This window comes from Streptomyces colwelliae (assembly GCF_048158785.1).
Taxonomy (GTDB): Bacteria; Actinomycetota; Actinomycetes; order Streptomycetales; family Streptomycetaceae; genus Streptomyces.
On record NZ_JBLTJC010000029.1, the window covers coordinates 1 to 20420 of the forward strand.

Below are 20420 nucleotides of genomic sequence, written 5' to 3' on the forward strand. Positions count from 1 at the left end.
CCTTCACGCGGCCCGAGGTCGTCGACCCGGTGTCCTCGTGGAAGTGGCGGGTCTCCTGGATGATCGTGCCGCCGGAGTTCAGCACCGCGGCGTGGCGCTGGATCTCGTAACGGGCCGCACGCTCCACGGAACGCAGCGAGTTGACGTTCTTCGTCTCGCTCCGGGTGCCGAACTTCTCGCGGCCGTGCGGGCGCAGCGACAGGTTCACGTCGCAGCGCATCTGCCCCTGCTCCATGCGCGCTTCCGACACACCGAGCGCCCGGATCAGCTCGCGCAGCTCGGCGACGTACGCCTTCGCGACCTCGGGAGCACGCTCCCCCGCACCCTCGATCGGCTTGGTGACGATCTCGATGAGCGGGATGCCGGCGCGGTTGTAGTCGAGCAGCGAGTGCGAGGCGCCGTGGATACGGCCCGTCGCGCCGCCGACGTGCAGCGACTTGCCGGTGTCCTCCTCCATGTGGGCGCGTTCGATCTGCACCCGGAAGGTCTCGCCGTCCTCCAGCTGTACGTCGAGGTAGCCGTTGAAGGCGATCGGCTCGTCGTACTGGGAGGTCTGGAAGTTCTTCGGCATGTCCGGATAGAAGTAGTTCTTCCGGGCGAAGCGGCACCACTCGGCGATCTCGCAGTTCAGCGCGAGGCCGATCCTGATCGCGGACTCGACGCCGATCGCGTTGACGACCGGGAGCGCGCCGGGCATGCCGAGGCAGGTCGGGCAGGTCTGCGAGTTCGGTTCGGCGCCCAGCTCGGTCGAACAGCCGCAGAACATCTTGGTCTTGGTGCCGAGTTCGACATGGACCTCGAGGCCCATGACGGGGTCGTACGACGCGAGAGCGTCCTCGTACGACTCCAGGTCGGTCGTGGTGGTCACGGTGAACTTTCCCTCTCAGCCCAGCAGGACGTCGTCGTCGCCCAGCCGCTTCAGCTCGCGGTACAGGATGGCGAGGCCGGTGACGATCGCGACGGCGGAGACCGTGGCGTCGATCAGACGGAGCGTGTCGTGCTCGGTGCGCGCCTTCTTGATCTGCTTGGCGACACCCAGCGCGCCGAACGCGGTGGTGGCGATGGACACATACGTGCCGGACTTCGACTTCTTGAAGCCCTTGGCCTTCGACAGTGCGTTGCTCACAGCGACGGTGCCTCCTCAAGCAGCGGGTGGCCCCACTTTTCCACGAAGGCGGCCTCGACGGCGGCGCCGACCTTGTAAAGACGGTCGTCCTTCAGCGCCGGGGCGATGATCTGGAGCCCGACCGGGAGACCGTCCTCCGGCGCGAGACCGCAGGGCAGCGACATGGCCGAGTTGCCCGCCAGGTTGGTCGGGATGGTGCACAGGTCCGCGAGGTACATCGCCATCGGGTCGTCGGCACGCTCGCCGATCGGGAAGGCGGTGGTCGGCGTCGTGGGCGACACGATCACGTCGACGCTCTCGAACGACTTCTCGAAGTCGCGGGTGATGAGCGTACGGACCTTCTGGGCGCTTCCGTAGTACGCGTCGTAGTAGCCGGAGCTGAGCGCGTACGTCCCGAGCATGATGCGGCGCTTGACCTCGGGGCCGAAGCCCGCCTCACGGGTGATCGAGGTGACCTCTTCGGCCGAGTGGGTGCCGTCGTCGCCGACCCGGAGGCCGTAGCGCAGGCCGTCGAAGCGGGCGAGGTTGGAGGAGCACTCGGAGGGCGCGATCAGGTAGTACGCCGACAGGGCGAGGTCGAAGGACGGGCAGTCCAGCTCGACGATCTCCGCGCCCAGTTCCTTCAGTACGGCCACGGCCTCGTCGAAGCGCTGGATGACGCCGGCCTGGTAGCCCTCGCCGCGGAACTGCTTGACGACGCCGACGCGCATGCCCTGGACGCTGCCGTTGCGGGCGGCCTCGACGACCGGCGGGACCGGCGCGTCGATCGAGGTGGAGTCGAGCGGGTCGTGTCCGGCGATGGCCTCGTGCAGGAGCGCCGCGTCCAGGACCGTACGGGCGCAGGGCCCGCCCTGGTCGAGGGAGGACGAGAAGGCGACCATGCCGTAGCGGGAGACCGCGCCGTACGTCGGCTTGACGCCGACCGTGCCGGTGACGGCGGCCGGCTGGCGGATGGAACCGCCGGTGTCGGTGCCGATCGCGAGCGGCGACTGGAAGGAGGCGAGCGCGGCGGAGGAACCGCCACCGGAGCCGCCGGGGATCTTGGTGAGGTCCCAGGGGTTACCGGTGGGCCCGTAAGCGCTGTTCTCCGTGCTCGACCCCATGGCGAACTCGTCCATGTTGGTCTTGCCGAGGATGACGACGTCGGCGGCCTTCAGCCGCTTGGTGACGGTCGCGTCGTACGGCGGGATCCAGCCCTCGAGGATCTTGGAGCCGACCGTGGTCGGGATGCCCTCGGTGGTGAAGATGTCCTTGAGCGCGAGCGGTACGCCGGCCAGGGGGCCGAGCTTCTCGCCCTTGGCCCGCTTCTCGTCGACGGCACGGGCCTGTGCGAGGGCGCCCTCGCGGTCGACGTGCAGGAAGGCGTGCACCTTCTCGTCGACGGCCTCGATCCGGGCCAGGTGGGCCTCGGTGACCTCGACCGCGGTGAGTTCGCCGGCGGCGATCTTCCTGGCGATCTCGGCTGCGGTGAGCTTGATGATGTTGCTGTCCGTCATGGTGTTCTAGTCCTCCCCCAGGATCTGCGGCACCTTGAAACGCTGCTGCTCCTGGGCCGGGGCGCCGGAGAGCGCCTGCTCGGGGGTGAGCGAGGGACGGACCTCGTCCGCGCGCATGACGTTCGTCAGCGGCAGCGGGTGGGAGGTCGGCGGTACGTCTTGGTCGGCGACCTCGCTGACGCGGGCGACCGCGCCGATGATGTCGTCCAGCTGTCCCGCGAAGTGCTCGAGCTCTTCGGGCTTCAGCTCCAGACGCGCCAGCCGGGCGAGGTGGGCGACCTCCTCGCGCGTGATGCCAGGCATGCAGCGTTCCTCTGGGGTGAGTGTGTGTGGTTTGGCGCCAATCCTATGGGGCGGGGGCCCTCAGCCGTTAAACGGTTTCGCCGGGACCCCGGTCCGGGGCGCCGCGTCAGACGAGGAACAGCAGGACGGCACTGATGAGCACGACGACCGCCGTGGCGAAGTGGATCCCGTACGCCACCGCCTTCTTGCCCCCGTTGCGCAGCACTATCAGGGTGTCGCCGAGCGGCACGAGCGCCACGCAGAGCATGAACCAGGCCTCGGCATCCACCCCGGCGAAGACCAGCACCGCAAGGCCCACCAGGCCCAGCGTGCCGTCCCTGAGGCCCTTGATCGTGAGGTAGGCGCCGGCGTCACCGGCGGGATCGGCCGGGACTCCGTAACCGGCGGCGGCGGGGCCGGGCTGGAACAGGAACCGGTAGCCGAGGAACAGGCAGAACAGGTCGAGCACGACGGCCAGGGTGTAGGCGGTGATGGTCACGTCACTTCTCCTCACGACTGTTTTCTAGCAGCGCTAGCTCTTGGAGCGAAGCTAGCAGAGCGTCGACAGGAAGGCTAGCGATGCTAGAATCCGGGTCATGACGATTCAGACGCGCCGTGAGCGCGAACGGGCGGAGCGGGAGCGGCTGATCGTCTCGGCCGCGCGGGAACTGGCCGAGACGGAGGGCTGGGACGCGGTGACGACCCGACGTCTGGCGGCCGAGATCGAGTACAGCCAGCCCGTGCTCTACAGCCACTTCAAGGACAAGGGCGCCATCATGGCGGCGGTCGCGGTGGAGGGCTGCGCCGTACTGGCCGCCGAGTTGCGTACGGCGCGCACGGCGGCGAAGGGTGCGCGCGGGGCGCTCAGCGCGGTCGGCGAGACGTACACGTCGTTCGGACGCCGCCGCCCGGCCCTCTACGACGCGATGTTCACGCACATCGTCGACCTGCCGTTCGCCACCCCGGAGGCACCGGCGCCCTTGCAGGCGGCCTTCGGCGAGATCTTCCAGGCGGTCGAGCCCATCGCGGCCGAGGACGACGACCCGGGCCTGCTCACGGAGACATACTGGGCGGGCCTGCACGGCTTGGTGACGTTGATGCGCAGCGGACGCCTACCGGAAGGCGCACATGAGCAGCGCTTGGCGCTACTGATCGCCCACTTCACAACAGGGTTGCGCTGAGACACCCAAGGGGCGCGGGGCTGTGTCGATTTGCGGCTCCGCCGCGTGGGCGCGACAAGCCACGACGGACCGGCGGTCGCGAACGAACAGAAGCCCCCACCCCCATGGGCGCAGCGACGTCAGCCGATCCGCCCCGGATCATCTGCCGCAGCCGCAGGCAACGCGGCGCGAGGCCGCTGCCAACCCCGCGAACCCCTCGCCCGAAGCCACGCCGTCATGTCCTCCGGAGGCATCGCCGCAGCAACAAGCCACCCCTGAACCGCATCACACCCCAGATCCCGCAACCGCTCCCACGTCTCGTCGTCCTCAACACCCTCGGCGACGACGAGCAACCCGAGGGAATGCGCGAGATCCACCGTGCACCGCACGATCTCCGCGTCCTCCGTGTCCACCGCGAGCCGCGCCACGAACGACCGGTCGATCTTCAACTCGCTGACCGGCAGCCGCCGTAGATGCACCAGGGACGAGTACCCCGTGCCGAAGTCGTCGAGAGACATCTTCACGCCGTGTCCGGTCAGCCCGTTGAGGGTGTCGGCGGCGCGCTGGGGGTCCTCCAGGAGGACGTGTTCCGTGATCTCCAGCTGGAGCGAACCCGGCGGGACGCCGTGGCGGGCGAGGCGCGCGGCGACCGAGCCCGCGAAGCCGGGGGTGTGGACGTCGCGCGGGGAGACGTTGACCGCGACCGGTACGAACAGGCCCTGGGCGCGCCATCTGGCGACCTGGGCGAGGGCCGTGTCGAGCACGTACTCCGTGAGATGGGGCATCAGCCCGGACGACTCGGCGATCGCTATGAACTCGTCCGGCGGCACCTTCCCGCGCTCCGGGTGCACCCACCGCACCAGCGCCTCCAGGCCGGCGACCTGGCCGTCGAAACGGACCTTGGGCTGGTAGTGCAGCTGCACCTCGTGCGCGTCGAGGGCGCGGCGCAGGTCGCCCAACAGGCCGAGCCGGTCCGGGGTGTTGGAGTCCCGCTTGGACTCGTAGACCTCGACGCCGGTACGGTCCCGCTTCGCCTGGTACATCGCGACGTCCGCCCGGCGCAGCAGTCCCTCGGCGTCGAGGGCATGGTCGGGGAAGACGGCGACGCCCGCGCTGGCCTCCAGGACGAGAGTGAGCCCGTCGAGGTCGAGCGGGGAGCTGAGCGCGGCGACGAGGTTGCGGGCGACCCGGGTCGCGGACGTGGTGGAGTCGGCGACGGGCAGCAGGACGGCGAACTCGTCACCGCCGAGCCGCGCGGCCTCCGCCCCGCGCGGCAGCGCCACCCGCAGCCGGTCGGCTATCTGCAACAGCAGCCGGTCTCCGGCGAGATGACCCAATGTGTCGTTGACCGACCGGAACCGGTCGAGGTCGATCAGCATGAGGGCGGCCTTGGCGCCGATGCGCTCGGCGTCGTCCAGCGCGGTCCAGATGCGCTCCAGGAGCCACTGCCGGTTGGGCAGCCCGGTCAGCGGGTCGCGCAGCTGTTCCTCCGCTCTGGCCCGAGCCATCCACAAGGTGGAGTCGAGGGCGATGAGCGGGATCGAGAACAGGGGCAGCAGTACCGGCTGCGCTACGGCGACCACGCAGATGAGGGGTGCGATGCCGAGCAGGGCCACGGCTACCAGCCCCTGTCTGAGCAGGGCGGTGCGGGCGACGGTGGGCAGTCCGCCGTGGCGCGGGGCGTGCAGGTACCAGAGCAGGGTGCGGGTCACGGCGAGATAGGCGACGGCGACCAGGACCACTTCGGGAGCGGTGTAGACCGTCCAGGTGTCGGGGTTCCAGGGCTTCTCGACGGACGGCACCCGGCCGAAGGCGCCCAGCACGAGTGCTCCGGCGGCGATGCCGAGGATGTCCACCGCGCCGTGCAGCAGGCCCTGGCGCCAGCGGTTGCGCCGGGCTATGCCGACCAGGACGACGACGGTGAGGCTGACCATGCCGGCGGCGACCCAGCCGTAGAGCAGCAGGACGCCGAGGGTGAGGGCGGCGCCCGAGCCGGTGCCGCCCCACCAGCGGGCGCGGCCCAGGGCGACGAGGTGGCCGACGATGATGCCGGTCAGGACGGCCAGCGACCAGCCGACCGTGCCGGACGGGAAGAGCGCGTGGTCGCCGGTGAACGCCCGGAAGAAGCCGGCGCCGAGGACGAACCCGGCCGCGACGACGACCGCCGTGGGCAGGGCGGGCCAGGTCAGATGGCGTTCGCCGTCGCCGCCCGGCAGCCCTGAGGCGGGGTTGGCGGAGAGTGGTGCGGAGTGGCGGGCATCGGGTGTGGAGTACTGTCCGGTGGCGCGCGGCTGGGCGCCCGGACGCTCCACGGGGCGCGCTCCCCAACGGCTCTCCCGCCAGGCGCCGGTGAGCCGGCGCAGCGGTGAGTCCGGGGGGGCGCTCTCGGTCGGTTCCATTCCCGTCCCTCTCACAGCCGGCGGTGCCCACGCCACGCGGTCCGATGCCCGACTTCCGTCAACGGCACCGCGTTTGGAAAACCCCTCCCCCTGCTCACCAAGAGCAGGGGGTTGCCCCAACCGCAGCTGGGCACGGCAGGTGCACACCTCAACAGTAGGCCGCAGAAGGCTTCCACGGGCAGCGGTCGTAGACGGTTGCCCGAATGCGACCCGGCCACCCGTATGCATCTGGTATGCGCCGATCGGGTGGCCTTCAACCGCTGCTCCTCGCTACTCCTCGACCGGAAGCGCGACTTCGGCGGCCGCCTCGGGTCCCTGTTCCAACAGGACGGTGAAGCCGTCCTCGTTCAGAACAGGCACCTTGACCTGCATCGCCTTGTCGTACTTCGAACCAGGATTGTCACCTACGACGACGAAAGACGTCTTCTTCGAAACAGAACCGGTCACTTTCGCTCCCCGGCTCTGTAGGGCGTCCTTCGCCCCGTCCCGTGTGAAGTGCTCGAGTGTGCCGGTGACGACCACGGTCAGCCCTTCGAGGGGACGCGGGCCCTCGTCCTCACCGGAAGCCTCCTCCTCCATGCGGACACCGGCGGCCCGCCACTTGCGGAGGATCTCCTGGTGCCAGTCCTCGGCGAACCACTCCTTGAGCGAGGCGGCGATGATCGGGCCGACACCCTCGGTGTTCGCCAGCTCCACCTCGTCGGCCTGCTCGATCCGCTCGATCGAACGGAACTCGCGGGCCAGCGCCTCGGCCGCGACCGGGCCGACATGACGGATCGACAGGCCGGTGAGGATGCGGGCGAGCGGGCGGTCCTTGGCGGCGGCGATGGTCTCCAGCATCGCGAGGGCGTTCTTCTTGGGCTCGCCCTGCTGGTTGGCGAAGACCGTCGCGATCTTCTCCTCGCCGGTCTTCGGGTCACGCTTGGGCAGCCCGCTGTCCTGGTCGAGGACGTACGCCTTGATGGGCAGCAGCTGCTCGATGGTGAGGCCGAACAGGTCGCCCTCGTCCCGCAGCGGCGGGTCCGCCGGCTCCAGCGGCTTGGTGAGCGCGGCCGCCGAGACGTAACCGAAGTGGTCGATGTCCAGCGCCTTGCGGCCCGCGAGGTAGAAGAGCCGCTCCCTCAACTGGGCGGGGCAGGCACGGGCGTTGGGGCACCGCAGGTCGATGTCGCCCTCCTTCATCGGCCGCAGCGGCGTACCGCACTCTGGGCACTCGGCCGGCATCACGAACTCCCGCTCGCTGCCGTCGCGCAGGTCGGCGACCGGGCCGAGGATCTCCGGGATGACGTCACCGGCCTTGCGCAGCACCACCGTGTCGCCGATGAGGACGCCCTTGGCCTTGACGACCTCCTGGTTGTGCAGCGTCGCGAACTCGACCTCCGAGCCGGCCACCGTCACCGGCTCGACCTGGGCGTACGGCGTGACCCGGCCCGTACGGCCCACGCCCACGCGGATGTTGACGAGCTTGGTGTTGACCTCCTCGGGCGCGTACTTCCACGCGATCGCCCAGCGCGGGGCGCGGGAGGTGGAGCCGAGCCGTCCCTGGAGGGGGATCTCGTCGAGCTTGACGACGACGCCGTCGATCTCGTGCGCCACGGAGTGGCGGTTCTCGCCGTAGTACCTGATGAACTCCCGTACGCCGTCGAGGTCGTCGACGACCTTGTTGTGCGCGGAGGTGGGCAGGCCCCAAGTCTTGAGCAGGTCGTAGGCCTCGGAGAGGCGGGTGAGGGCGTCGAAGCCCTCCAGGGCGCCGATGCCGTGGACGACCATGTGCAGGGGGCGGGTGGCGGTGACGCGCGGGTCCTTCTGGCGCAGTGAACCGGCCGCCGCGTTACGGGGGTTGGCGAAGGGCTTGTCGCCCGCCTCCACCAGGCGGGCGTTGAGCTCCTCGAACTTCTCCATCGGGAAGTAGACCTCGCCGCGGATCTCCACGAGGTCGGGCACGCGGTCGCCGGTGAGGCGGTCCGGGATCTCCGCGATCGTGCGGACGTTGGGCGTGATGTCCTCGCCCGTACGACCGTCGCCGCGGGTCGCCGCGCGCGTGAGGCGGCCGTGCTCATACGTCAGGTTGACGGCGAGGCCGTCGACCTTCAGCTCGCACAGGAAGTGGTGCTCCGAGGTGCCGACGTCCTTGTGGACGCGCTCGGCCCAGGCCGCCAGCTCCAGGTCGTCGAAGGCGTTGTCCAGGGAGAGCATGCGCGAGCGGTGGACGACGGAGGTGAACTCCGTCTCGTACGCCCCCGCGACCTTCTGCGTCGGGGAGTCCGGCGTGCGCAGCTCGGGATACTCCTCCTCCAACGCCTCCAGGGAGCGCAGGAGTTTGTCGAAGTCCGCGTCGCTGACGACCGGAGCGTCGTTCACGTAGTACCGGAAGCGGTGCTCCTCGATCTGCTCAGCGAGCTGCGCGTGCTTCTCCCGTGCCTCTGCGGGCACCGTCGTCTCCGCTTGCCTGTCGCCGGCCACCGTGTTGTCCTTCCGTCACTCAGGGTTGTCCGCGAGGGATCTCGCCGCCCGGACGCAGTGGGCGAGAGCTCGGCGCGCGTACTCGGGAGAAGCCCCCGCGAGTCCGCACGACGGGGTGATCGTGACCGCCTCCGCGAGAAGTCCCGGTCGCAGCCCCAACCTGCGCCACAGCGTCCTGACACCCATGACGCTACCGGCAGGGTCTGACAATGCGGTGTCCGTGCCCGGCACGACACCGGCGAAGAGCCGGGTGCCGGCCTCGACCGCTTCACCGATCACGTCGTCGTCACGCTCGGTGAGGAGGGCGAAGTCGAAGGACACCCCCGCCGCGCCCGCCCGGCGCAGCAGGGCGAACGGCACGTCCGGTGCGCAGGAGTGGACGACGACCGGGCCGTTCTCGTGCACCCCGACGACCTGGCGGAGCGTGTCCTCGACGAGTTGACGGTCGACGGCGCGGTGCGTGCGGTAGCCGCTGGCGGACCTGACCTGTCCGCGCAGGACGGCGATGAGGGACGGTTCGTCGAGCTGGAGCACGATCTGGGCGCCGGGGACGCGGCGTTGGACGTCGGCGAGGTGATTGCGCAGGCCCTCGGCGAGCGAGCCGGCGAGGTCACGGCATGCTCCGAGGTCGGAGAGCACGGACTCGCCGTTCCTCAACTCCAGACTGGCGGCGAGGGTCCAGGGACCCACGGCCTGCACCTTGAGCGGCCCCTCGTACCCCTGGGTGAACTCCTCGAACGCGTCGAGGTCCTCCCCCAGCCACGCCCACGCCCGCTTCGTGTCCCGCCCCGGCCGGTCCCCGATCCGCCAACCGCTGGGCTCCACACGCGCGTACACCTCGACGAGCAGCCCGGCGGTCCGGCCGATCATGTCCGCGCCGGGTCCCCGGGCGGGCAGTTCGGGCAGGAACGGGAAGTCCTCGAAGGCGCCGGTCGCGGTCTTCGCGGCCTCACGGGCGTCGGTGCCGGGCAGCGAACCGATACCGGTGGCCGCGCCGAAGCTGAACGTAGGTTTGTTGCTCACCCGGGCAGCCTACGGAACCCTTCGGCTGGGGTGACGCCCCTGGGACTGGGGCGGAGCCCCAGGGGGCGACCTCAGCGCCCCGGCCGCACCGTCAGGTCGTTCACCTCCGCGTCCCCCGGCAGATCGATCGCCATCAGGATCGTCGTCGCGACCGACTCGGGGTCGATCCACTGGGAGGGGTCGTACTGCTTGCCCTCCTGCTGGTGGACCTTGGCCTGCATGGGGCTGGCGGTGCGGCCCGGGTAGACCGAGGTGACGCGGACGCCGTTGGGGTGCTCCTCGTGGCGCAGGGAGTCCGCCAGGGCCTTCAGGCCGTGCTTGGAGGCGGCGTACGCGGACCAGTCGGCGCTCGCCCGCAGGCCCGCGCCGGAGTTCACGAAGAGGACGTGGCCGCCGGAGACCCGGAGTTGGGGCAGGAAGTGGCGGGTCAGTTCGGCGGGGGCGATCAGGTTGACGTTGAGCTGGTGGCGCCAGGTCTTCGGGGTCAGCTCGCCCACCGGGCCGAGGTCGACCACCCCGGCGATGTGCAGGAGCGTGTCCACGCGGTCGGGCAGGCTCTGGTGCGAGAACGCCCAGCTGAGCTTGTCGGGGTCCGCGAGGTCGCCCACCAGGGTGCGTGCCCCGGGGTACTCCGCCGCCAGTTCCTTCGCGCGGCCCGCGTCGCGCGCGTGGAGCACGAGTTCGTCCCCGCGCGCGTGCAGCCGGCGGGCGACGGCCGCGCCGATGCCGGAACCGGCCCCGGTGATCACATGTGTAGCCATGCCCGCCATGCTCGCATCACTGCATACCGAGCGACTCCTCCAGGTACGCCAGCGCCCCCACCGGCTCCTCCGCGAAGAACACCAGGTCGGTGAGCGGGACGGGCAGGAACCCCTCGTCCTCCATGCGCCGGAACTGGGTCTTCAGGCCGTCGTAGAAGCCCGCCGTGTTGAGCAGCACCACCGGCTTGTCGGTGTGACCGTGCTTCTTCAGCTCCAGGATCTCGGTCGCCTCGTCGAGGGTCCCGGTGCCGCCCACCATGATCACCACGGCGTCGGACTTCTCCAGGAGCAGCTTCTTGCGTTCGGCGAGGTCGGAAGCGATCACCATCTCGTCGGCGCCCTCCCGTGCCGACGCCGCCAGGAAGGTCACCGAGACGCCCACCAGCCGTCCGCCGGCCGCCTGTACGCCGTCGGCGACCACCTTCATCAGCCCTGCCTCCGAACCACCCCACACGAGCGTGTGCCCGCCCTTGCCGAGCAGTTCCGCGAACTCCCGCGCGGGGCGCGTGTAGCGCTCGTCCAGATCGGCGGCGGAGAGAAAGACACAGATCTTCATGTCGTCACCGTACGCGGGAAGAACCAGGGGTCCGCGAGTGCTTTTCCGGTATGGCCCAAGGACACACGATCACGATCGAGCAGGGCGACCAGCATGTACGCGTCGTCCACGGCGACCAGGTACTGGCGGAGAGCGACCGCCCCCTGATCCTGAAGGAGACCGGCTCCCCGGTGCGGTACTACCTTCCCCCGGAGGACGTGCGCCTCGACCTCCTGACCCCCTCCGAGACCCACACGCACTGCCCCTTCAAGGGCGACGCGTCCTACTGGTCGCTCCCCGACGCGGCCGACCTGGTGTGGGCGTACCCCGACCCCAAGCCCGACGTCGCGCAGATCAAGGACCACCTCTGCTTCTACGTAGTAGAAGTGTCGAAGTAGAAGTGTCGTAGCCGATTAGTCGAAGTTCCTTCGGCAGTCTTCACCTTCATGGAGAAGAAGACTGTTTCGCGCGACGGCAGCGCCATCGCGTACGAGCGCATCGGTGCGGGTCCGCCCGTCGTCCTGGTCGGTGGCGCGATGACGACGGGCGACGGGCTCCTGCCGCTCGCCGCGCAGCTCGCGCACCGGTTCGGGGCGGTCCCCTACGACCGCAGGGGCCGGGGCGCGAGCGGCGACACGGCGCCCTTCGCGGTGGCCCGGGAGGTCGAGGACCTCGCGGCGCTGATCGACGCCGTGGGCGGCAGCGCCGCGCTCTACGGCCACTCCTCCGGCGCCGCCCTGGTCCTGCACGCGGCGGCGAGCGGCCTGCCCGTCACCCAAGTCGCCCTCTACGAGCCGCCGTTCGCCCTCGACGCGTCCGGCGCCAAGGAGCGCGCCGAGTACACCGAGCGGCTGACGGAACTGCTCGCCGAGGACCGCCACGGCGACGCCGTCGCGCTCTTCATGGCACTCACCGGCGCACCCCCGGAGATGATCGACGGCGCCCGCAACTCGCCCATGTGGCCCGGCATGGAGGCCATCGCCCCCACCCTCGCCTACGACGACGCGGCCATGGGCGACGGCCTGGTGCCGGCGGAACGACTGGCGTCCCTGTCCGTCCCGGTGCTCACGATCGCGGGCGGCGCGAGCGCCGAGTGGATGCGGCAGGCCGCGCGGGCGGTGGCGGACGCGGCGCCGGACGGGACGTACCGCACCCTGGACGGCCAGGCCCACATGGTGGACCCGGCCGTGCTGGCGCCGCTGCTCACGGAGTTCTTCTCGGTCTAGCCGCAGGCGAACCGCGAACGGGCCCTGTAACGGCCGGGTCAGGCCATCGCCGTCGCCGCGCGCGTGGTCGTCGCGATCGTCGCCGACCCCACCACGCGCGTGTCGTCGTAGAGCACGATCGCCTGCCCGGGGGCCACGCCCCGTACCGGCTCGGTGAACGTCACCTCCAGGGTGCCGTCGACGAGTTCGGCGGTGACCTGGGTCTCGCCGCCGTGGGCGCGGAGCTGGGCGGTGTAGGTGCCGGGGCCGGAGGGTGCCGTGCCGCACCAGCGGGGCTTGACGGCCGTGAGGCCGCTGACGTCCAGGGAGGCGGCCGGGCCGACCGTCACCGTGTTGTCGACCGGGGAGATGTCCAGGACGTAGCGCGGCTTGCCGTCGGCGGCCGGGGTGCCGATGCGCAGGCCCTTGCGCTGGCCGATGGTGAAGCCGTACGCGCCCTCGTGCGAGCCGATGACGGAGCCGGACTCGTCGACGATGTCGCCCTCGGCCTTGCCGAGGCGGCCCGCGAGGAAGCCCTGGGTGTCGCCGTCGGCGATGAAGCAGATGTCGTGCGAGTCGGGCTTCTTGGCGACGGCGAGGCCGCGGCGCTCGGCCTCCGCCCGGATCTCGTCCTTCGTCGTCACGGTGTCGCCGAGCGGGAACAGCGCGTGCGCGAGCTGCCGCTCGTCCAGGACACCGAGGACGTACGACTGGTCCTTCGCCATGTCGGAGGCGCGGTGCAGTTCGCGGGTGCCGTCCTCGTTCACGATCACCTGGGCGTAGTGGCCGGTGCAGACCGCGTCGAAGCCGAGCGCGAGGGCCTTGTCGAGGAGGGCGGCGAACTTGATCTTCTCGTTGCAGCGCAGACAGGGGTTCGGGGTGCGCCCGGCCTCGTACTCGGCGACGAAGTCCTCGACGACGTCCTCGCGGAAACGGTCGGCGAGGTCCCAGACGTAGAAGGGGATGCCGATGACGTCGGCGGCGCGGCGGGCGTCCCGGGAGTCCTCGATGGTGCAACAGCCACGCGCGCCCGTGCGGAACGATTGCGGGTTCGCGGAGAGCGCGAGGTGGACGCCGGTCACGTCGTGGCCGGCTTCGGCGGCGCGGGCGGCGGCGACGGCGGAATCGACTCCGCCAGACATGGCGGCGAGTACGCGAAGGGGGCGGGGGCGCGGCGAGGTCTCAGTCATAACCCTTCCAGGGTACGGGGCATCGGGAACCGGGACCCGCGAGTATCCGTTGACGATCACATGGGGGAGACACAGAGCGATCAGAGCCATCAGGACAGTCATGACGGCGCTCGGGACGATCGGGCGGGAAAGCCGCCTGGCGGCGCGGACAGGTCACCGGGTTCCACCGGCCGGCGGCCCGGGCGGCGGGCGCTGCTGATCGGCGGCGCCGTGGCCGCCGTAGGGACCGCTGTGGTGGCTCGGGACGAGTTGTCGCGGTTGTGGTGGCGGATGCCGGGGGTGGAGAAGCCGCGGACTCCGGGGGCGGTCGATTTCCGGGGGGCCACGTGGGTGGCGGCGTCCTCGGCGAACTACCGGCGGGCCGACCGGCCGGACGACTACGCGATAGACCGCGTGGTCATCCATGTCACGCAGGGAAGTTACGACAGCGCGGTGAAGGCCTTCCAGGACCCCGGGCACCAGGCGGCCGCGCACTACATCGTCCGCGAGGGCGGGGGCATCACGCAGATGATCCGCGAGCTGGACGTGGCGTTCCACGCGGGGAACCGGGAGTACAACGAACACAGCGTCGGCATCGAGCACGAGGGCTTCGTGGAGCGGAAGTCGTCGTTCACGACCGCGATGTACGCGAGTTCCGCGCGGCTGACGGCGCAGATATGCAAGCGCTACGGCATCCCCGTGGACCGGGAGCACGTCATCGGACACGTGGAGGTGCCGGGGACCGATCACACGGACCCCGGGCGGTACTGGGACTGGGACCGGTACATGGGGCTCGTAAGGCGGGCACATCGGACGCAAGCGTGACGCTGGTCACATGGCGGTTTGGCTATGAGTCGTTTCAGTCACGGCGGTGTCCGATGCGTCCCCTGCTCCGGATGTGACCTGGGGCATGCCAACTCGGCTTTCACCCAAGGGGAGTTGGGGAGCGATCGCGCACGCTTACCTTTCATAGATTGCTCTGCTGACTACTAACTGTCCCCAAGTCTTTACACAGCCCTTAGGTCAAATCTCTGGCCGCATGACACACACCAGCGAGCCCGCGTCCGAACAGAACAGAGACGCGAAGGGCAACCACCGCAAGTCCACGGCCGAGAAGCGCGAGCACGGCAAGGACCTCGCGCTGCGGGGCAAGGGTCTGCACCGGCGCAAGTTCCTCGGCGGCATGGCCGGGGCCGGCATCGCGGCGGTCGCCGCGGCGGGAGGCGCCTTCTCACTGCTGAACGACGCGGCGAAGAACAAGGCCTCCGCGGCGGACAGCACCCTGGTCATCCCGGACCTTCTGGAGGGCACCACCACCGACAGCACCACGACCTTCACCCTGGAGGCCAAAACCGGCACCGCCGAGGTGCTGAGCGGTGTCACCAGCGACACCATGGGCTACAACCAGTCGTTCCTCGGCCCCACCATGAAGTGGACCAACGGCGACACGGTCCTGCTGAACATCACCAACAGCCTCGGCGAGGACACCACCGTCCACTTCCACGGCGCCCACGTCCCGCCCAAGATGGACGGCGGCCCGCAGGTGGCCTTCTCCGACGGCACGACCTGGGCGCCCACGTTCACGGTCAAGGACCCGGCCACCACGCTCTGGTACCACCCGCACGCGCTGGGCACCACCGCCAAGCAGGCCGTGCACGGCCTGGCCGGGATGATCATCGTCGAGGACTCCTCGGACGCGTCCGCCGCGCTGCCCAGCGACTACGGCGTCGACGACATCCCGCTCATCTTCCAGTGCCTCGCCACCGACAGCGCCGGCGACATCAAGTACGACCTGGCCGGCTACCTCGGCACCGGCCTCAGTTACCCGCTGCTGCTGAACGGCACGAACGTCGACGCCACCACACTCGGCTTCACCGCCACCAAGACCCGCACCCGGTTCCGGGCGCTGAACGCCTCGCCGTCGGACATCATCACCATCCAGCGCAGCGACGGCGGCACGCTCAGCCAGATCTCCACCGACCAGGGCTATCTGACCGAGGCGACCGACGTGACGTCGATCCGGCTGGTGGCCGGCGCCCGCGCCGAGTTCGTGATGGACCTGAGCGCGGACGCCACGCTCCAGGCCGTCATCACCACCGGCTGGGTCCGCGGCGGCAGCGGCACCTACGACGTCCTCGCCATCACCGCGAGCGGCACGGACACTCCGGACGACCTCCCCAGCACCCTCAACACCATCGACCGGTACGACACCAGCGACTTCACCGCCCGCACCATCACGCTCGGCCAGAGCGGCACCACCATGCTGATCAACGGCTCGGCCGGCACCAGCATGGACTCCATGGCGATGATCAGCACCACGCTGGGCTCCAAGGAGATCTGGACGATCACCAACAGCACCCAGCTGGAACACTCGTTCCATCTGCACGACGTGCCGTACCAGCTCATATCGATCAACGGCGAGACACCGACGGGCGTCGAACTCGGCTGGTACGACACCTACGAAGTGGTCGGTGGCGGCTCGATCCAGATCGCCATGGAGTTCACCGACTTCAGCGACGACACGTACATGTACATGCTCCACTGCCATCTCCTCCAGCACGAGGACGAGGGCATGATGGCCGCCCTCATGGTGACGGACAGTTAGGTAGCGAGGTCAGGTCAGCCCGGCGGCACGCGCTCGTTCCACCGCCGGGCCGATCGCCTTCGCGACCGCCTCCACATCGGCCTCCGTGGAGGTGTGGCCGAGGGAGAAGCGCAGGGTGCCGCGGGCCAGGTCCGGATCGGTGCCGGTGGCGAGCAGGACATGGCTGGGCTGGGCGATGCCCGCCGTGCAGGCCGAGCCGGTGGAGCACTCGATGCCCTGGGCGTCCAGCAGGAGCAGCAGGGAGTCGCCCTCGCAGCCGGGGAAGGTGAAATGGGCGTTGGCCGGGAGGCGTTCCACCGGGTCGCCGCCGAGGATCGCGTCCGGGACCGCCGTACGGACGGCCGCGACGAGGTCGTCGCGCAGGGCGCCGATCTCGCGGGCGAACCACTCGCGCTGTTCGGCGGCCAGCCGGCCGGCGACCGCGAAGGAGGCGATCGCGGGGACGTCGAGGGTGCCGGAGCGGACATGGCGCTCCTGGCCGCCGCCGTGCAGGACGGGCACGGGGGTGTACTCGCGGCCCAGCAGCAGGGCGCCGATGCCGTACGGACCGCCGATCTTGTGCCCGGAGACGGTCGCCGCGGCGAGCCCGGAGGCGGCGAAGTCGACGGGGACCTGACCGAAGGCCTGCACCGCGTCGGCGTGCAGCGGGATGCCGAACTCCCCCGCCACATCGGCGAGTTCACGGACCGGCAGGACCGTGCCGATCTCGTTGTTGGCCCACATCACGGTCGCCAGGGCGACGTCGTCGGGGTTGCGGGCGATCGCCTCGCGCAGCACCTCGGGGTGGACACGGCCGTAGGAGTCGACCGGGAGGTACTCGACGGTGGCGCCCTCGTGCTCGCCGAGCCAGTGCACGGCGTCCAGGACGGCGTGGTGCTCGACGGGGCTGGCCAGGACGCGGGTGCGGGCCGGGTCGGCGTCGCGGCGGGCCCAGTACAGGCCCTTCACCGCGAGGTTGTCGGCCTCGGTGCCGCCGGAGGTGAACACGACCTCGCTGGGGCGGGCGCCGAGCGCTTCGGCGAGGGTCTCCCGGGCCTCTTCGACCGTACGCCGGGCCTTGCGGCCGGAAGCGTGGAGGGAGGAGGCGTTGCCCGTGATGCTCAGGTGGGCCGTCATCGCCTCGACTGCCTCGGGAAGCATCGGGGTGGTCGCGGCGTGGTCGAGGTATGCCATGGTGACGCCGATTCTACGGGCCCCGGTGGGCACGTCGGAGGGGCGGGCGCCTCGACGGGATCCGGCCCGCCTCCTAGAAGCTCCAGGAGACCGTGCTGTCCAGCTGCATGAAGGCGACGAGGACCAGCAGATCGGCGATGCCGAGTCCCAGGCCGAGGAAGGCACGGCCGCGACGGACGGTGCCGCGCCACAGGGCGACGCCGGCCAGGGCGATGGCGATCGGGCCGAGGAAGACGTTGAGCACGAGCAGACCGACGAGGCCGAGGATGAAGGACGCGACGGCCATGCCGTCGGCGTCACGACGGCCGGTGGGCTTCACGTCGGCGTTGTTGTCGGTGGTGGTGCTGGTTGCCGGTGCGGTGAGTTGCATGTGGGTTCAGCTCCCGATGATCGGGCGGATGGCGGGACGGGCGGTCGACTGGCGGCCGCGGACGGTCAGTTGGCGGTCGTACGGCTGCGGCGGCCGTGCCGCTCACGGAGCGCGAAGATGCCCAGCCAGACGGCGATGACGGTGGCGGCGACGGCGGTGAAGGCGAGCGGGGCGTGGGCCACGGTGCCCACCACGACGCCGAACAGCAGGAGCGCTACGACGAGGAACAGCATGGGATGAATCCCCCTCCGAGCCGACCGGTACGTCCGGGACGGCTCTCGTTACGTTTCGGTGAACGGTTGTAGTAACACTTGTTCACTGAACTTGAGTCTAGCGCGTCCGGCGACTTTCCAATTACGGAGAACAGTTGTTAACTGGATGACATGAGTCACACCCTCGGCATCCGGCAGGTACAGAAGCAGAAGACCCGACAGGCGTTGCTGGACGCCGCGTTGGGGCTGCTGGAGGAGCAGAGCCTGAGCAGCCTGGGTCTGCGCGAGGTCACCCGGGCCGTGGGCGTCGCCCCGACCGCCTTCTACCGGCACTTCCGCTCCACGGCCGACCTCGGGGTCGCGCTCGTCGAGGAGGCGCTGGGCAGTCTGCATCCGATGATCCGGCAGACGGTGGCCCCGGCGGACAGCGGTCAACGCATCACGCGCGCGGTCGAGTTGATCGCCCGTCACGTGGACACGTATCCGGCCCACGTCCGCTTCATCGCGCGCGAGCGGCACGGCGGGGTGCAGCCGGTGCGGGAGGCCATCCGGGACCAACTCGCTCGGTTCGCCGAGGAGGTGAAGGCCGAGCTCGCCAAGGACCCGGAGTCACGGGGCTGGCGCGACGACGACCTGCTGATGCTGGCCCATCTCTACGTCGACCAGATGCTCATCACGGCCTCGCTCTTCCTGGAGGCACTGGAGTCGTCGACCGAGGAGCGCGAGCGCGTGGCCCAACTCGCGCAGCAGCAGATGCGGTTGATCAGCGTGGGCCGCCGGCACTGGCTCGGCTGAGCGCACCGCGCGGGACAGACATACGACAGGGGCGGCGCGCCCGGTGTACGGGTGTGCCGCCCCTGTCGTGCGGGAGCCGCGGTCAGCCCTGCTGCGGGGCCCCGCTCATCTGGCCACCGCCCGGGCCGCCGCCGCACCCGCCGCCGGGGCCGCCGCCCTGGCCGCCCTGTCCGCCCCCTCCGCCGGGTCCACCGGTCGGCATGCCGGAGGGGTTGCCGGTCGGCTGCCCCGTGGGCTTGCCCGAGGCCGCGGCACCCGTGGGCGCGCCGGACGGGGCGCCGCTGGGTCGTGCCGTGGAATTGCCGGTCGGCATGCCGGAGGCGGCGGAACAGGACTGGGTGGAGCCGGAGTTGCCGCTGCCGGAGGACGACGACGAGTCGCTCGAGCCGCAGGCCGCCAGGGCCAGGGGCGAGAGCGCCAACAGGGCCACCGCGGGGACGAGACGCGCACGCTTCATGAGAAACAGCTCCAAAAACGATGAGGAGGTCTTGAGTTGGGAACTCAACCAACGCCGCTTAAGGCTTCGTTGTCGGCACCCTGTCCCCACCCTGTGCGCCGAGTAAAGGGCAGCTCAAAATACCGTCGTGACCAGGTACTTCACGATCGGCCCTCCCCTACTCGCTGGTACAGCTCCGTGACAGAAGCGGCCGCCGCGGCCACCTCCGCGCGCACCTCCGGCGGTGATACGACCTCCAACGCGTCGGCGAACTGGAGCAGTTGACGGGCCTCGCGGACGACGCCGTACGACAGACGGACCGTCACCCACTCGTTCTCGCCCTGGTCCTCGGGGAGTTCGGCGAGCGAGGAGGCGTTGAGGCGCAGGAACATGTCGAGGCGGGAGCGGCGGACGCGGACGGTGACGTCGAGTCCGCCGGGGCGTTCCTCGACCTGGCGGCGCAACTCCTCCCAGGCGTGGGCGAGTTCGACGCCCGGACGGCGCTTCACGGGGTCGGGGAGGAGGGTGGCCGAGTGCACGCGGTCGGCGCGGAAGAGGCGGGGGCGCGCACGGCGGTCGGCGACGAGATACCAGACACCGGCCTTGGAGACGAGGCCGTACGGGTCGACGGTGTAGGTGCTGGGCTCCTTCGCCCCGCTGTGCCGGTAGCGCAGCCGCAGCCGCCGGTCCGCGAACACCGCGTCCTGCAACACGTCGAGATCCACGGCGGGTTGGGGCCCGCCCTTCCAGCGCGTGGCGTCGACGAGGATCCGCCGGGAGGTCACCTCGGCGGCCGGCCGGTACGGCGCCGGCAGCGCGGCCATCACCTTGCGCAGCGCGGAACCGAGCGCGGCGTCGAGGCCGAGTGCGGCGTGGGCGCCCTGCGCGGCCAGGATGAACAGGGCGCGCGACTCGTCGGCGGTCAGTCCCGTGACGTCCGTACGGAACCCGGCGAGCAGCTCGATCCCGCCGTGCCGCCCCCGCTCGGCGTACACCGGCACCCCGGAGGCGGACAACGCCTCGACGTCCCGGTAGACGGTCCGCACCGACACCTCCAGCCGGTCGGCGAGTTCATGCGCGGGCACCCGGCCCCGGGTCTGGAGCAGCAACAGGATCGAGAGCAGTCGGTCGGCCTTCACGACTCCAGCATCCGCCTCCCGGAAACCCGGCACAAATGTTGACGGAAACTGTCAGGTTATGGGTCCAGCAT

The 20420-nt window shown here is 70.3% G+C and carries 22 protein-coding genes; 6 read left to right on the forward strand and 16 right to left on the reverse strand.

Features of this window, described 5'->3' with window-relative positions; all coding sequences use genetic code 11:
* From gatB to ACNFOC_RS09015, 5 genes are all read right to left on the reverse strand, one after another.
* A partial coding sequence (gene gatB, locus ACNFOC_RS08995; protein WP_416958490.1) for an Asp-tRNA(Asn)/Glu-tRNA(Gln) amidotransferase subunit GatB occupies nt 1-868 on the reverse strand: 868 nt, incomplete at its 3' end.
* 15 nt (nt 869-883) lie between these two features.
* Nucleotides 884-1126, reverse strand: coding sequence for a hypothetical protein (locus ACNFOC_RS09000; RefSeq protein WP_019068646.1), 243 nt, complete (start codon nt 1124-1126; stop codon nt 884-886).
* On the reverse strand, nt 1123-2622 hold the full coding sequence (gatA, locus tag ACNFOC_RS09005) for an Asp-tRNA(Asn)/Glu-tRNA(Gln) amidotransferase subunit GatA (RefSeq protein ID WP_416958493.1): 1500 nt from the start codon (nt 2620-2622) through the stop codon (nt 1123-1125). The genes ACNFOC_RS09000 and gatA overlap by 4 nt, the downstream gene beginning before the upstream one ends.
* 6 nt (nt 2623-2628) lie before the next feature.
* Nucleotides 2629-2925 carry an Asp-tRNA(Asn)/Glu-tRNA(Gln) amidotransferase subunit GatC gene (gene gatC, locus ACNFOC_RS09010; RefSeq protein ID WP_007384860.1) on the reverse strand — a complete coding sequence of 99 codons (297 nt, stop codon included), beginning with the start codon at nt 2923-2925 and terminating at the stop codon, nt 2629-2631.
* Nucleotides 2926-3031: 106 nt separating this feature from the next.
* A complete protein-coding gene (locus ACNFOC_RS09015; protein WP_416958495.1) occupies nt 3032-3403 on the reverse strand; it encodes a DUF4267 domain-containing protein in 372 nt (123 codons plus the stop codon).
* A gap of 97 nt (nt 3404-3500) precedes the next feature.
* On the opposite strand from ACNFOC_RS09015, the gene ACNFOC_RS09020 reads away from it, so the two are divergent.
* Nucleotides 3501-4085, forward strand: coding sequence for a TetR/AcrR family transcriptional regulator (locus ACNFOC_RS09020; protein WP_416958497.1), 585 nt, complete (start codon nt 3501-3503; stop codon nt 4083-4085).
* Nucleotides 4086-4204: 119 nt separating this feature from the next.
* On the opposite strand, the gene ACNFOC_RS09025 is transcribed toward ACNFOC_RS09020, so the two are convergent.
* From ACNFOC_RS09025 to ACNFOC_RS09045, 5 genes are all read right to left on the reverse strand, one after another.
* Nucleotides 4205-6463: a putative bifunctional diguanylate cyclase/phosphodiesterase gene (locus ACNFOC_RS09025; RefSeq protein WP_416958499.1), complete on the reverse strand. Its 2259-nt coding sequence runs from the start codon at nt 6461-6463 to the stop codon at nt 4205-4207.
* 270 nt (nt 6464-6733) lie between these two features.
* Nucleotides 6734-8926 carry an NAD-dependent DNA ligase LigA gene (gene ligA, locus ACNFOC_RS09030; protein ID WP_416958501.1) on the reverse strand — a complete coding sequence of 731 codons (2193 nt, stop codon included), beginning with the start codon at nt 8924-8926 and terminating at the stop codon, nt 6734-6736.
* Nucleotides 8927-8941: 15 nt separating this feature from the next.
* Entirely contained in the window at nt 8942-9949 is a 1008-nt protein-coding gene (locus ACNFOC_RS09035; protein WP_416958503.1) for a methionine synthase, read from the reverse strand.
* Between the two features lie 71 nt (nt 9950-10020).
* On the reverse strand, nt 10021-10719 hold the full coding sequence (locus tag ACNFOC_RS09040) for an SDR family oxidoreductase (protein ID WP_416958505.1): 699 nt from the start codon (nt 10717-10719) through the stop codon (nt 10021-10023).
* Nucleotides 10720-10726: 7 nt separating this feature from the next.
* On the reverse strand, nt 10727-11266 hold the full coding sequence (locus ACNFOC_RS09045; protein WP_416958508.1) for an LOG family protein: 540 nt from the start codon (nt 11264-11266) through the stop codon (nt 10727-10729).
* 50 nt (nt 11267-11316) lie between these two features.
* On the opposite strand from ACNFOC_RS09045, the gene ACNFOC_RS09050 reads away from it, so the two are divergent.
* Complete coding sequence (locus ACNFOC_RS09050; protein WP_416958511.1) at nt 11317-11643, forward strand: DUF427 domain-containing protein; 327 nt, start codon at nt 11317-11319, stop codon at nt 11641-11643.
* A 48-nt stretch (nt 11644-11691) separates the two neighbouring features.
* Entirely contained in the window at nt 11692-12471 is a 780-nt protein-coding gene (locus ACNFOC_RS09055; protein ID WP_416958513.1) for an alpha/beta fold hydrolase, read from the forward strand.
* A gap of 38 nt (nt 12472-12509) precedes the next feature.
* Here ACNFOC_RS09055 and mnmA read toward each other — a convergent pair whose 3' ends face one another.
* Nucleotides 12510-13640, reverse strand: coding sequence for a tRNA 2-thiouridine(34) synthase MnmA (gene mnmA / locus ACNFOC_RS09060; RefSeq protein ID WP_416958515.1), 1131 nt, complete (start codon nt 13638-13640; stop codon nt 12510-12512).
* 60 nt (nt 13641-13700) lie between these two features.
* On the opposite strand from mnmA, the gene ACNFOC_RS09065 reads away from it, so the two are divergent.
* Both ACNFOC_RS09065 and ACNFOC_RS09070 read left to right on the forward strand, forming a co-directional pair.
* Entirely contained in the window at nt 13701-14444 is a 744-nt protein-coding gene (locus ACNFOC_RS09065; protein ID WP_416958516.1) for an N-acetylmuramoyl-L-alanine amidase, read from the forward strand.
* Nucleotides 14445-14658: 214 nt separating this feature from the next.
* Entirely contained in the window at nt 14659-16224 is a 1566-nt protein-coding gene (locus ACNFOC_RS09070; RefSeq protein ID WP_416958519.1) for a multicopper oxidase family protein, read from the forward strand.
* Nucleotides 16225-16233: 9 nt separating this feature from the next.
* On the opposite strand, the gene ACNFOC_RS09075 is transcribed toward ACNFOC_RS09070, so the two are convergent.
* From ACNFOC_RS09075 to ACNFOC_RS09085, 3 genes are all read right to left on the reverse strand, one after another.
* Nucleotides 16234-17397, reverse strand: coding sequence for a cysteine desulfurase family protein (locus ACNFOC_RS09075; RefSeq protein ID WP_416958521.1), 1164 nt, complete (start codon nt 17395-17397; stop codon nt 16234-16236).
* Nucleotides 17398-17470: 73 nt separating this feature from the next.
* A complete protein-coding gene (locus ACNFOC_RS09080; protein ID WP_416958523.1) occupies nt 17471-17767 on the reverse strand; it encodes a DUF4190 domain-containing protein in 297 nt (98 codons plus the stop codon).
* A 65-nt stretch (nt 17768-17832) separates the two neighbouring features.
* Complete coding sequence (locus tag ACNFOC_RS09085; protein ID WP_365306810.1) at nt 17833-18000, reverse strand: hypothetical protein; 168 nt, start codon at nt 17998-18000, stop codon at nt 17833-17835.
* A gap of 150 nt (nt 18001-18150) precedes the next feature.
* Between ACNFOC_RS09085 and ACNFOC_RS09090 the strand changes: the two genes are divergently transcribed.
* Nucleotides 18151-18774 carry a TetR family transcriptional regulator gene (locus ACNFOC_RS09090; RefSeq protein WP_416958526.1) on the forward strand — a complete coding sequence of 208 codons (624 nt, stop codon included), beginning with the start codon at nt 18151-18153 and terminating at the stop codon, nt 18772-18774.
* A gap of 82 nt (nt 18775-18856) precedes the next feature.
* Here ACNFOC_RS09090 and ACNFOC_RS09095 read toward each other — a convergent pair whose 3' ends face one another.
* A complete protein-coding gene (locus ACNFOC_RS09095; RefSeq protein WP_416958528.1) occupies nt 18857-19231 on the reverse strand; it encodes a hypothetical protein in 375 nt (124 codons plus the stop codon).
* A 140-nt stretch (nt 19232-19371) separates the two neighbouring features.
* Entirely contained in the window at nt 19372-20349 is a 978-nt protein-coding gene (locus tag ACNFOC_RS09100; protein ID WP_416958530.1) for a helix-turn-helix transcriptional regulator, read from the reverse strand.
* Between the last annotated feature and the right edge of the window lie 71 nt (nt 20350-20420).